Source organism: Yinghuangia sp. YIM S09857, from assembly GCF_051388915.1.
Classification (GTDB): Bacteria; Actinomycetota; Actinomycetes; order Streptomycetales; family Streptomycetaceae; genus Yinghuangia.
On the sequence record NZ_JBPKBH010000005.1, the window covers coordinates 167,599 to 179,536 of the forward strand.

General features: G+C 71.4%; 10 protein-coding genes. 7 read left to right on the plus strand and 3 right to left on the minus strand.

What is annotated here, in order from left to right; genetic code table 11:
* The first annotated feature begins 334 nt into the window (after positions 1-334).
* The 5 genes from ACRX5S_RS12250 (at position 335) to ACRX5S_RS12270 (ending at position 5,933) form a co-directional block, all read left to right on the plus strand.
* The gene (locus ACRX5S_RS12250) at positions 335-1,612 is read left to right on the plus strand and encodes a polyamine ABC transporter substrate-binding protein (protein WP_436772909.1); all 1,278 of its coding nucleotides are present in this window, start codon (positions 335-337) and stop codon (positions 1,610-1,612) included.
* A gap of 31 nt (positions 1,613-1,643) precedes the next feature.
* Positions 1,644-2,774 carry an ABC transporter ATP-binding protein gene (locus ACRX5S_RS12255; protein ID WP_436772910.1) on the plus strand — a complete coding sequence of 377 codons (1,131 nt, stop codon included), beginning with the start codon at positions 1,644-1,646 and terminating at the stop codon, positions 2,772-2,774.
* A complete protein-coding gene (locus tag ACRX5S_RS12260; protein ID WP_436772911.1) occupies positions 2,771-3,712 on the plus strand; it encodes an ABC transporter permease in 942 nt (313 codons plus the stop codon). The genes ACRX5S_RS12255 and ACRX5S_RS12260 overlap by 4 nt, the downstream gene beginning before the upstream one ends.
* Positions 3,713-3,777: 65 nt before the next feature.
* On the plus strand, positions 3,778-4,512 hold the full coding sequence (locus ACRX5S_RS12265; RefSeq protein ID WP_436773202.1) for an ABC transporter permease: 735 nt from the start codon (positions 3,778-3,780) through the stop codon (positions 4,510-4,512).
* 515 nt (positions 4,513-5,027) lie between these two features.
* Positions 5,028-5,933 carry a hypothetical protein gene (locus ACRX5S_RS12270; RefSeq protein WP_436772912.1) on the plus strand — a complete coding sequence of 302 codons (906 nt, stop codon included), beginning with the start codon at positions 5,028-5,030 and terminating at the stop codon, positions 5,931-5,933.
* Here ACRX5S_RS12270 and ACRX5S_RS12275 read toward each other — a convergent pair.
* The 3 genes from ACRX5S_RS12275 to ACRX5S_RS12285 all read right to left on the minus strand — a co-directional run bounded on the left by ACRX5S_RS12275 (position 5,909) and on the right by ACRX5S_RS12285 (position 10,150).
* A complete protein-coding gene (locus ACRX5S_RS12275; RefSeq protein WP_436772913.1) occupies positions 5,909-7,738 on the minus strand; it encodes an ABC transporter ATP-binding protein in 1,830 nt (609 codons plus the stop codon). The genes ACRX5S_RS12270 and ACRX5S_RS12275 overlap by 25 nt on opposite strands.
* Positions 7,735-9,669: an ABC transporter ATP-binding protein gene (locus ACRX5S_RS12280; protein ID WP_436772914.1), complete on the minus strand. Its 1,935-nt coding sequence runs from the start codon at positions 9,667-9,669 to the stop codon at positions 7,735-7,737. The genes ACRX5S_RS12275 and ACRX5S_RS12280 overlap by 4 nt, the downstream gene beginning before the upstream one ends.
* Before the next feature lie 220 nt (positions 9,670-9,889).
* A complete protein-coding gene (locus ACRX5S_RS12285) occupies positions 9,890-10,150 on the minus strand; it encodes a hypothetical protein (protein WP_436772915.1) in 261 nt (86 codons plus the stop codon).
* 267 nt (positions 10,151-10,417) lie between these two features.
* Here ACRX5S_RS12285 and trxA point away from each other — a divergent pair, with 267 nt between their 5' ends.
* On the plus strand, positions 10,418-10,834 hold the full coding sequence (gene trxA / locus ACRX5S_RS12290) for a thioredoxin (protein WP_436772916.1): 417 nt from the start codon (positions 10,418-10,420) through the stop codon (positions 10,832-10,834).
* A 462-nt stretch (positions 10,835-11,296) separates the two neighbouring features.
* Complete coding sequence (locus ACRX5S_RS12295; protein ID WP_436772917.1) at positions 11,297-11,824, plus strand: DUF7144 family membrane protein; 528 nt, start codon at positions 11,297-11,299, stop codon at positions 11,822-11,824.
* Positions 11,825-11,938: the final 114 nt, after the last annotated feature.

The window sequence follows — 11,938 nt, forward strand, 5'->3', positions numbered from 1 at the left end:
TGCCCAGCGGAACAGGGTCCGCACCGGACCCCCTCGGCCGCCCACCGGCACTGTGCAGGCACTGCACTGAACTGCACCGCTGAACCACCGCACCGGCACGGCACCGCTCCGGCTCCGGCTCCGGCACCGGCACTGGCACTGGCACTGGCACTGGCACCGCAACGGCATTGCAACGGCACCGCAACGGCATTGCAACCGCACCGCCCCAGAATCACCGCCCAGCAGCACCGCCCGGTCCATCCCCTCGGTCCCACGCACCGCCCGCACCGCACCCGGCACGCCACGCTTCTCCCGGCGGTGCGCGGGCGACCGCACCCTTCAGGAGGTCCGCCGCATGAACTCCCGGGACAACAGATCCGGTTCCCCTTCCGACCTCGCCCCCGAGATCTCCGACGCACTCGACCGGTTGTCCGCCCCGGTACGCGCGGCGGCCCTCCGCAGCATTGTCTCCGGGCGAGGCGCCGCGGTCCGCGCCGCGATGTCAAGGCGCACGATGCTGCGCGGAAGTGCCGCGGCCGGACTGGCCGTTGCCGCCGGAGGTCTGCTCACCGCCTGTGGGGACGACAGCGGCAGCGGCGGCGGTTCCGACATCGTCTTCTCCAACTGGCCGCTCTACATCGACGTGGACCCCGAGGACGAGAACAAGCACCCCACGCTCGACGCGTTCACCGCGGAGACCGGCCTCGGCGTCAAGTACACCGAGGACATCAACGACAACAACGAGTTCTACGCCAAGATCGAACCGCAGCTCGCGAAGGGCTCGGACACCAAGCGCGACCTGATCGTGCTGACCGACTGGCTGGCCTCCACACTGGTGCGCCGCGGGTACGTGCAGAAGATGGACCCGGCCAACATGCCCAACGCGGTCAAGAACCTCGACCCGCGCTACAAGGGCAACTCGTGGGATCCGAACCGGGAGTTCGCGTACCCGTGGACGCAACTGTCCACCCTCATCGCGTACAACGAGCAGGCCACCCGCGGCTTCGTCCCCAAAACGGTCGACGACCTGCTCACCGACCCGCAGCTCAAGGGCAAGGTCGCGCTGCTGACGGAGATGCGCGACACGGTGGGCATGGTGCTCCTGGGGATGGGCAAGCCCACCGAGTCGTTCACCGACGACGACTACCGGGGCGCCATCGACAAGATCCAGAAGGCGGTGGACAGCGGCCAGATACGCCGCTTCACCGGCAACGACTATGCGCAGGAGCTCCAGTCCGGCGACATCGCCGCGTGCCTGGCGTGGTCCGGCGACCTGATCCAGCTCCAGGCGGACACCCCCGCCGTGCGGTTCTCCGTTCCCGAGCACGGATACCCCATCGGCACCGACGAGTTGCTGATCCCGACCAAGGCCGCGCACAAGGCCAACGCCGAGAAACTGATCGACTACTACTACCGCGTGGACGTCGCAGCGAAGCTGACCGCGTCCATCAACTACATCTCGCCGGTGGTCGGCGTGCGCGACGAACTCGTCAAGCTCGACCCGGAGATCGTCAAGAACGAACTGGTGCTCCCGTCCGAGGCGATGGCCGCCAAGGCGCACCCCTTCCGCGCCCTCACCGAGGACGAGGAGACCCGGTACGAAGAGGCCTTCGCGAAGGTCATCGGCGTCTGACGCGGCCCCCGGCAACCAGGTGAGGACCAGCATGAAGGATCAGGGGCGCGACGCCGGACGGGTCGAACTGACCGGTCTGGGCAAGCGGTTCGGCACGTTCACCGCCGTCCGGCCGATCGACCTCACCGTCCCGGCGGGGTCGTTCTTCGCCCTGCTCGGCGCATCGGGGTGCGGCAAGACCACGACGCTGCGGATGATCGCCGGCCTGGAGGAGCCCACCTCGGGACGGGTGGTCATCGGCGGCCAGGACGTGACCCGGCTGCCCCCGCACAAGCGGCCGGTCAACACGGTGTTCCAGAGCTACGCGCTGTTCCCGCACCTGACGGTGTCCGAGAACGTGGCGTTCGGCCTGCGCCGCAAAGGCCGCAAGAACGTCGCCGAGCCGGTCGGGGAGATGCTCGGCCTCGTGCAACTCGGCGACCTGGGCGGCCGCAAGCCCGCGCAGTTGTCCGGTGGGCAGCAGCAACGCGGGGCGGTGGCGCGGGCGTTGATCAACCATCCGCAGGTGCTGCTGCTGGACGAGCCGCTGGGCGCGCTGGACCTGAAGCTGCGCCGCCAGATGCAGTTGGAGCTCAAGAGCATCCAGACCGAGGTCGGCATCACCTTCGTGCACGTCACGCACGACCAGGAAGAGGCCATGACCATGGCCGACACCATCGCCGTCATGAACGGCGGCGCAATCGAGCAACTCGGCAGCCCCGCAGAACTGTACGAGTCCCCGCGCACCGCCTTCGTCGCGAACTTCCTCGGCCAGTCCAACCTGCTGCCCGCCGAGGTCACCGGACGCAGCGGCGCCGACCTGCTGCTGGACGTGCACGGCACCCGCATGACGCTGCCCGCGGACCGCAGCACGGCCGCGGGCGGCAAGCTGGTCATGGGCGTGCGCCCGGAGAAGATCAGCATGGCCAAGGCGCTCCCCGAGGGCGTCGACGGCCTCAACCACCTGCGCGCCACGGTCACCGAGGCGGCGTTCCTCGGCGTCTCGACCGAGTACCGGGTACGCACGGCAGGAGACCACGAACTCGTGGTGTTCGCGCAGAACCGCGACGACGAACGCCCGCGCGTGGGCGACGAGGTCGTCCTGCACTGGAGCCCCCGGCACGGCTTCGGCCTCGACGCCGCCCAGGACCTGGAGGCCGGGACCGGGGAGGACGCGCTGTGACGGCCCTGACCAAAGCGGGGCCCGCGACGCCCCCGGAAGCCCCGTCCCCACCCTCGCTGTTGACCCGGGCGGGGCGCGAACTTCGGCGCGCGCCCTATCTGTTGCTGCTGCCAGGCATCGCGTGGCTGGTGTTCTTCTTCCTCGTCCCGCTGTACTTCCAGGCGAAGATGTCGGTGTCGTCGGGGTCGCTGGAACAGGGCTTCGGCGTGACCTGGTCGTGGGACACGTTCAGCGAGGCGTTCAAGGCGTACGACGAGCACTTCCTGCGCTCGGTCTACTACGCGGGCGCGGCGACCGTGCTGTGTCTCGTGCTGGCGTACCCCCTCGCGTACACGATCGCCTTCCGCGCCGGGCGCTGGCGCAACCTCCTGCTGGTGCTGGTGATCGCGCCGTTCTTCACCAGCTTCCTGGTCCGCACGCTGGCCTGGAAGACGATCCTGTCCGACAACGGCACCGTCGTCGGGTTCCTCAACTGGGCGCACGTCACCGACGCCACCGCGACGCTCGGGCTGACCGAGGGCGACCGCGTGCTCGCCACGCCGCTCGCCGTGGTCACCGGACTCACGTACAACTTCCTGCCGTTCATGATCCTGCCGCTGTACGCCTCGCTCGACCGCATCGACCCGCGCCTGCACGAGGCCGCCCGGGACCTGTACGCGAGCCCCGCCGCGACCTTCCGCCGCGTCACCCTGCCGCTGTCCATGCCGGGCGTGGTGGGCGGCACGCTGCTGACCTTCATCCCGGCGTCCGGCGACTACATCAACGCGCAACTGCTGGGCACCACACGGGAGACGATGATCGGCAACGTCATCCAGTCCGAGTACCTGCGGGTCCGCGACTACCCGACCGCGGCGGCCCTGTCGTTCGTGCTCATGGCGGTCATCCTGGTGATCGTCACCGTCTACATCCGCCGCAGCGGAACGGAGGACCTGGTGTGAACACGGTCGCCGGATGGCTCCGCCGCAATCTGGTCGTGCTGTGCGGGCTCGGCACGCTCGTCTACATGCTGGCGCCGAACGTCGTCGTGATGATCTTCTCGTTCAACGACCCCGAGGGCCGCTACAACTACGAGTGGGCGGAGTTCTCCACGGCGGCGTGGAGCGACCCGTGCGGCGTGTCCGGTATGTGCGACTCGCTCACCCTGAGCTTCAAGATCGCCATCCTCGCAACACTGTTCGCCACCGTGCTCGGCACGCTCGTGGCGTTCGCCCTCGCCCGCTACCGATTCCGGGCGCGCGGCGTCGTCAACTCGCTGATCTTCCTGCCGATGGCGATGCCGGAGATCGTCATGGCGGCGTCGATCGCCATGCTGTTCCTGAGCATGGGCATGGACGCCGGGTTCACCACCATCCTCATCGCGCACATCACCTTCTGCGTGAGCTTCGTGGTCACCGCCGTCAAGGCGCGCGTCCTGGGCATGGACCCGTCGCTCGAAGAGGCCGCCCGGGACCTCTACGCGTCCCCGGTCCAGGTCTTCCTGCGCGTCACCCTGCCGCTGGCGGCGCCGGGCATCGCCGCGGGGGCGATGCTCGCCTTTGCGTTGTCGTTCGACGACTTCATCATCACGAACTTCAACGCGGGCCCCGACACGGTCACGTTCCCGATGTACGTCTGGGGCGCCGCGCAGCGCGGAACTCCCCCGCAGATCAACGTGATCGGCTCCGCGATGCTCCTTGCGGCGGTCGCCATTGTCGTGGTCGGACAAATCGTCGGCCGCCGCAACCGCACGAAGGTCTGACCGCCGGAAGGGCCGAAGGCACGACCGCCCGACCGCCGGGCGGCGATCCGCGCCACCGTGGCCCGTATCCGTCCCCCGCACTCGGACGCCGGGCCCCGGTCGTTGTCTCGCCCCGGGCCCCTTCCGCCGGGCGGCGATCCGCGTCACGGTGGCCCGTATCCGTCCCCGCACTCGAATGCCGGCCCCCGGTCGGGCCTCGCCCCGGCCCCCTTCTTCCGAATCTTGTCGGGCCCGCGCGGCCTGGCAGCATCCCGGTCTCAGCCGACCCAGGGCAGCGTGGCGGGCGTGGGAGGGCCGTCAAGACCCGGCGGGGCGGGTTGGCTGTCAGGCGGGTTGGCTGGCGGGCGGGTTGCCTGGCTCGCCGGCCGGCCGGCACGAGCTTCGGGCCCGCGCGCCGTGCTCGGGAGGAGCCGCCAGGGCCCGGCGCGCACGCACCAGACCTGCCATGCGGTCACACATACCCGACCAAGCGGGCAATCCGCCAACATCCGGCTGAAAGGCCCTAGCGTGACGGCATGATCGTCTCGTTGCTCGCCGCGGTCGCGGCGGCCTTCTTCTACGGGGTCGCGACCGTCCTCCAGGCGCTCGGCAGCCGTCGCGTGGGGCAGACCGAGGGCGGCGGGCTCGACCCCCGGCTGCTGGTCCGGGTCTTCCGGCAGTGGCCGTTCGTGGCCGGGACGCTGCTCGACCTCGCGGGGTTCGCCGCGCAGTTGGTGGCCCTCGCCGAGCTCCCGGTCTTCGCCGTCGAGGCGGCGCAGGCCGCGAACCTCGCGGTCACCGCGGTGGTCGCGGTGCCACTGCTCGGCGTCGTCCTCGGGCGCCGCGAGTGGGGCGCCATCGTCGCCGTGTGCCTCGGCCTCGCGCTGCTGGGCCTGTCCGCCGGCCACGAGGGCCCCGCGAAGACCGGCGACGGGTTCCGGTACGCGCTGCTCGCCTCGGTCGCGGTGATCGCCCTGCTCGGCATCCTGGCCGCCCGCCGACGGGAACCGTGGCGCTCACGACTGCTCGGTCTCACGGCGGGGTTCGGCTTCGGCCTCATCGCCCTCGCCGGGCGCGTCCTCACCGACGTGGCGGTCCGCGACCTGTGGAAGAACCCCGCCACCTGGGCGCTCGCGCTGTCCGGCGCGGTCACCATGCTGATCTACGCGACCGCGCTCCAGGGCGGCGCGGTCACCGCCGTCGCGGCGGCCCTCGTCGTCGGCGAGACCGTGCTTCCGGCCGCCGTCGGCATCCTCTTCCTCGGCGACCACAGCCGGTCCGGCTTCGCCCCGGCCGCGGTGGCGGGCTTCGTCCTCGCGGTGGTCGGGGCAATGGCCCTCGCCAAGTTCGGCGAGGGCGGCGACCCCGACCCCGGCGACCGCGAGGACCAGGGCGACCGCGGGGACCGCGGCGGCGGTCAGGCGAACGCCGCCGCCTGCTGACGAAACATCACCGCATAGCTGCCGCCGCGTCCCACGAGGTCGTCGTGCGTGCCGACGTCCTCGACCGCGCCGTCGTTCAGGACGACGATCAGGTCGGCCATCCGCACCGACGAGAAGCGGTGCGACACCAACAGCACCGTGCCGCCGTTCTCGCGGACCCGCGCGGCCGCGCCCACGTACCGCTCGTACAGCGCGTGCTCGGCGACCGGGTCGAGCGCGGCGGTCGGCTCGTCCAGCACCAGCAGCAGCGGTGCCGGATGCATCATCGCGCGGGCCACCGCCAGCTTCTGCCACTGCCCGCCGGACAGTTCGGCCCCCTCGCGATACGACCGGCCCAGCTCCGTCGCCAGCCCGTCCGGCCACCGCGCGAGCAGGCCCTCGGCGTCGGCGCCGCGCAACGCCCGCGTGACGGCGTCCGCGTCGTCCATGTGCTCCGGACGCCCCGCCCCCACGCTGTGCTGAACGCTCGTCTCCAGCTTCAGGAAGTTCTGGAACGTCCCGGAGACGCGGTCGCGCCACTCCGCGATGCCGAGGTCGGCGAGGTCGGTGCCGTCCACCGTGATGCGTCCCGCGTCCGGCCGGTGGAAGCCGCACAGCAGTTTGACCAGCGTCGTCTTGCCGGCCCCGTTGACCCCGACCACCGCGACCGTGCGCCCGGCCGGGAGAAGCAGGTCGACGCCGTCCAGCGCGGGGCGCGGCGCGCCGGGATAGGTGAAGCGCACGCCTTCGAGGCGGATGCCGTCGGTCAGGCCGGACGGCACGGCGGCCGTCCCGGCGTACCGGGCGTGCTCCTCGGCCGCCCGGTCGGCGAGCCACGCGTACCGGTCGGCCATCCGCAGGCCCGCGGTGACCTGGCGCGTGGTGGTGGCCAACGCCGAGATGTTGCCGCGCAGTTGCACGAGGACCTGGGCGACCAGCAGGACGTCTCCGGGCGTGGCCCGGCCCGCCCGGGCCTCGGCGACGACCAGCAGCAGCGCCGCCGCGTACCCGGCCGCGACGAGCAGCCATCCCGCCACCGCGGTCGCGGACGCGCGCACCGCCCCCAGGAGCCGGATGCGGGCCGCCCTCGACCACGCCTCGTCCGCACGCCGGTCGAGGGCGTCCGAGCAGTCGAAGACGCGCATCTCCATGGCCGCGGTCGGGTGGGTGAACAGGCCGTGCAGGTGCTCGGCGGTACGCACGTGTTCGGCCGCGCCGACCGCCGCCCGCTCGACGTGCGCCTGGGCCCGCCCCGCGAGCAGCACCGACGGGACCGCGAGCAGCGGCGCGACGGCCAGCAGCGGGTGGACCCAGGCGAGCAGCGCGACAGCGATGAGTACGCGTACCGCCAGCGACAAAAGGTCGGCGATCGAGAAGGCGGCTCGGACCAGTGGGGCGCCGCCGTTGCGCAGCAGCGCGATCTGATCGGCGTACTCCGGGCGTTCGAGATGGTCGGTGCCGGGCATGCCGCCCGCGATCCGGATGGTGTCGGTGTTGACTCGCGCGCCGACGGTGGCGGCGAGCGAGTCGTGGGTGTTGCCGTAAACGCGGAGGCAGGCCCCGTTGACCCCGGCCGCCAAGGCGGCGATCCCGGCCGAGGTGAGGGCGTAGGTCCAGGCGCCCTCGGCGGCGCCGTCGACCATGCCCTTGAGGGTGAGGCTCGTGGCGGCCCCGGCCAGGCTCACCAGCACGATCATCACTGCGGCCGAGCGCACGAGGCCCGGGTGGCCGTGGGTGACGGCGTCGCGGAGGATCCGCAGGCGCCTGCGCAGCGGGACCGGCTGGACGGGGTCGCCCTCGGCGATGCCGCGCCAGGTGATGTTCACGTGCGGTCCTCCTCGACCTTTGCCTCGACCTCGTCGGCGGCGCGCGGTGCTGGGGCGGCCGTCATCGGTGGCACCCTCTCGACGCCTGCCTCCGCGGCCTCCTCGCGGAAGCGCTCGGCCTGGAGTTCGTGGAGCGTGCGGTACATCCCGCCGAGCGCCATGAGTTCGGGATGCGTGCCGTCCTCGGCGACCCGGCCCTCGTGGACGACGACGATGCGGTCTGCCCGGCGTACGGTCGAAAAGCGGTGCGACACCACGATGTTGGTGAGGTCCCGGGCGGTGTCCATGAGGCGGTCGAACAGCTCCGTCTCGGCGGTCACGTCGAGCGACGCGGTGGGCTCGTCGAGGACGAGGATGCGGGCGCCCTCACGGGCCGCGTACAGCGCGCGGGCCAGCGCGATGCGCTGCCACTGCCCGCCGGACAGGTCGCCGCCGCCCTTGTAGGCGGGCGACAGCACGGTGTCCCAGCCGCCCGGCAGCGCTTCGACGCGGTCGAGGATGCCGACCGCGCGGGCTGCGTCGTCGAGTGCGGCGGAATCGAGGTCGGCGGGGTCGGCGGCGCCCCGGCCGAGTGCGGCGAGACCGACGTTCTCGCGCGCGGTGAGCTCCAGCCGTACGAAGTCCTGGAAGACGACCGCGATCTGATCCCGCCACAGTTCCGGCGGCACGGCGTTGACGTCGACGCCGTCGACCAGGATGCGGCCGCGCGTCGGGGTGAAGAACCCGCACAGCAGCTTGATCAGCGTGGTCTTGCCGACACCGTTCTCGCCGACGATCGCGACCGAGTCGCCAGGTGGGACGGTCAGGTCGAGGCCGCGCAGGACGTCGCGTTCGGTGCCCGGGTAGCGGAACCAGACGTCCTCGAAGACGACCGACGCACCCGCGCCCGGGGAACGCACGTGCTCGGCGGTCGCCCGCCCGTTCCTCCCGGACGGACTCGCGGTCGGCGCCGGGATGCGCAGCAGCCCGTCCACGACGCGCAGCGCGGTGAGTTGGCGCAGTGCGGCGGCGATGTAGACGGCCTCGAAGCCCATGATCCCCATGGACGCGAGGCCGAGCACACCGCCCAGCGTCGTCGCGAGGCGCGCGGGCGTGAGTTCGCCGTCGAGCGCCGCGACGGTCACCAGGACGAAGGGCAGCCCCGCACCGGCCGTGGAGAGGATGAACACGGCCCAGTGGCTGGGCAGCGCCGACTGCGTCAGGCGGCGCATGACGTCGGCGTGGGCGTCCGCGTGGCGGCCGAACTCCCGGGTGGCCCAAGGCCCGAAGCCGAATATGCGGGACTCCTGCGCGCCGGGGGCACCGCCTGCCACCTGCTCCCAGTAGTCGGCGCCGCGCTTGGCGGTGTTCATCGCGGGGAGTTCGCGTACGACCTTCGTGTATTGCCGGACCAGGACGGCGCGTTGCACCAGCATGCAGGCCAGCACGAAGAGGGCGAGCCAGAGCGAGTACCACGCGACGAGCACGGTGGCCGCGGCGGCGCCGAAGAATCGGGCGAGCAGCCACAGTTGCCCCTCGACGCCGGTGCCGAGGTTGATCGAACCGGTGTCGACGGCCGGCATCCCGGCGGCGTCCCGCATCGTCTGGTCCTCGACGTGCGCGATCCCCGCGGGCGAGGACAACGCGCGGCGGATGCGTGCCCGTACCGCGCCGTTGACGCGCAGTGCGGCCCAGTCGCGGCAGGCCTGGAGCAGGTCGGGTGCGACGAGGTCGAGGACCAGGGCGACGGCGACCAGCGCGAGCGGCGCGGTGAGGTCGGTGAGGCTCGCGTCGTCGCGCACGATGACCGTGGCGCGGGCGACGAGCCAGCCGATCGCCCCCGCGGTGACCGCGGGCAGCACGCTCACCAGGAGCATCAGGGCCGCCAGTCCCGCGATCACGCGCGGGCCCAGCGGCCGCAGAAGAGAAAGCAAATAGAGCCGATCGCGCACGTGTCCCCCGTCGCGTCCCGACGATCTCGGTAACGCGCAAGTTGGCAGAGATCGGCGTGCGTTGCAAGCAAGTTGGCGGCTGAGGGAGCGCCTGGAGAACGCCTTGACCGTTCCCTGAATCCACACGCGCGACGGCCCCGTCACCGAGAGGTACGGGGCCGCGGACGAACGTTCTCCGGGGACGGGACGGGGCGGGGCCACGTGTGCGCCGCCGTGCGGATCAGTCCTCCGGCTCGATCAGGGCGTACTCCAACTCGCCGATGGTGTGCGCGAATTCGCCCGGGGTGAAGACCGCGCCCTCGTACACGAAGGCCGGTTCTATCGCTGTCTCGACATCACCAGCGGCCGTGGTCTCGACCACGACGACGGCCCAGCCGATGACCGGGCAGAGCACGGAGTCGGCGCCGGGCCGGGTCAGCTCAAGGTCCCAGCCCGGTTCGGCGGGGGTGAGGTTGACGACGCTGCGGCGGGTATAGCGCATGACGGAGGCTCCTCGGGCTGCGGGGGCGCACGAGCGGTGACGCTGTGTCGGGTGTCGGCACAGCCTATGGTGCGCAAGTGACAGGCGTGCGGGGCGGTGCGAGGTGATCGTCCCGCCGACGCATCGTCGCGCACGATCGGGGCACGATGGTGGGGAGGTGCGCCCGGGGGCACCTGGAATGCGCGGCGGCCCCGCGTCGTTCCACTGCTCGTCGGCGTCCTCCAAGGACGATCCACGCAGGACGGACACGCAGGACGGAGAGGCAACATGGCCACGGTCGAACTGACCAAGGAGAACTTCGACGAGGTCGTCGCGGGCGACGGACTGACCGTGATCGATTTCTGGGCGGCCTGGTGCGGACCGTGCCGGCAGTTCGCCCCGACGTTCGAGAAGGTCTCGGAGAACGAGCCCGACGTCGTCTTCGCAAAGGTGGACACCGAGGCGCAGCCCGAGCTCGCGGCCGCGTTCTCGATCAGCTCGATCCCCACGATCATGCTGGTCCGCGACAACGTGATGGTCTACTCGCAGCCCGGCGCGCTGCCCGAAACGGCGCTCGTCGACCTCATCTCGCAGGCCAAGGGCCTCGACATGGACGAGGTCAAGCGCAAGGTCGCCGAGGCCCAGGACGAGCAGGCCAAGGCCGCCGGCCAGTCCGTCAACGGCGACTCCCCGAACGAGGGCTGAGCGCAGCGGACGCGCAACGAACGGGTGCCCGGCGAAACCGGGCACCCGTTCCTGCGCCCCGACCTTCGCCCCGACCCCTTGCGCGACGCTCCTCCCCATCCCCTTTGCCCTCCCCTTTGCACTCCGCGCACCGCGGAGGTGTACTGGAGGGAACGGGAGAAGTCCACTAGAGAACGACGCGGAGTAGCGGTCCTCGATGGCCGTGCACCGCGCAATCAGGGTCCGCGAGAAGTGGACGGGGCTTCTCCCGCTTTCTTGCGGGCGTCACCACGGCGACGGCCCGGCCCCCACACGGTGCCGGGCCGTCGCCGTGTCCCGGGCCGGATCCCCCGCCGCGCTGCGCGGCCGATTCGGCCAAACGGGCAAAAGCCTCAAAGCAGGTCTATTTTGAGAAATGGACGGAGGCCGGACGGCCTGCTGATCGAGGTCGGGCACGCCCGACCCACTTCTTGGGAGCACGCCATGGCACGCAAGACGAGCGGGTTCAACGCCTGGTCCGGATGGGTGGCGTTCGCCGCGTTCACGCTGCTGACGCTCGGCATCCTGAACCTGATGATGGGCCTCACCGCGCTGTTGCGCGACGACTACTTCGTGACCGCTTCCGGTGACCTCCTGGTGTGGAGCTACACCACCTGGGGCGTCATCATGCTCTGCTTCGCCGGTCTGCAACTGGCGGTCGGCATGGGCCTGCTGACCGGCGCGAGCTGGGCCCGATACACCGCCATCGGCCTCGCGATGCTGAACATCATCGGCCAGATCGGATTCCTGGACGCGCACCCGGTGTGGTCCAGCATCGTCATCGCCCTGGACATCGTGGTCATGTACGCCCTGACCGCACACTGGGACGACGCACAGGGCCTCGGCCAGCCCATGTCCATGACCGAGGAGGCCGAGTGGCGGGCCGGCGAGACCACCGGGCGGCACGCGGCGGGCGCCCCGCAGCAAGGCGCGCGCGGCGGCTCGGAGGGCAGCCACATGGGCCCGGCGTAATGGGCCCGGCGTCATGAGCCCTTCGCAGTGAACCCGCTGCGATGAGCCGGTCGTAGTGGGCCCTTCGTGACGGAGGACGCGTCGGCGGCCCCGCCCCCTCCCCGGGGCGGGGCC

Bases quoted from the DNA above. Each gene is read 5' to 3' on its own strand.
- ACRX5S_RS12250 (WP_436772909.1), top strand. From the start codon at position 335: ATGAACTCCCGGGACAACAGATCCGGTTCCCCTTCCGACCTCGCCCCC.
- ACRX5S_RS12255 (WP_436772910.1), top strand. From the start codon at position 1,644: ATGAAGGATCAGGGGCGCGACGCCGGACGGGTCGAACTGACCGGTCTG.
- ACRX5S_RS12265 (WP_436773202.1), top strand. From the start codon at position 3,778: ATGCTGGCGCCGAACGTCGTCGTGATGATCTTCTCGTTCAACGACCCC.
- ACRX5S_RS12270 (WP_436772912.1), top strand. From the start codon at position 5,028: ATGATCGTCTCGTTGCTCGCCGCGGTCGCGGCGGCCTTCTTCTACGGG.
- ACRX5S_RS12285 (WP_436772915.1), bottom strand. From the start codon at position 10,150: ATGCGCTATACCCGCCGCAGCGTCGTCAACCTCACCCCCGCCGAACCG.
- trxA (WP_436772916.1), top strand. From the start codon at position 10,418: ATGGCCACGGTCGAACTGACCAAGGAGAACTTCGACGAGGTCGTCGCG.
- ACRX5S_RS12295 (WP_436772917.1), top strand. From the start codon at position 11,297: ATGGCACGCAAGACGAGCGGGTTCAACGCCTGGTCCGGATGGGTGGCG.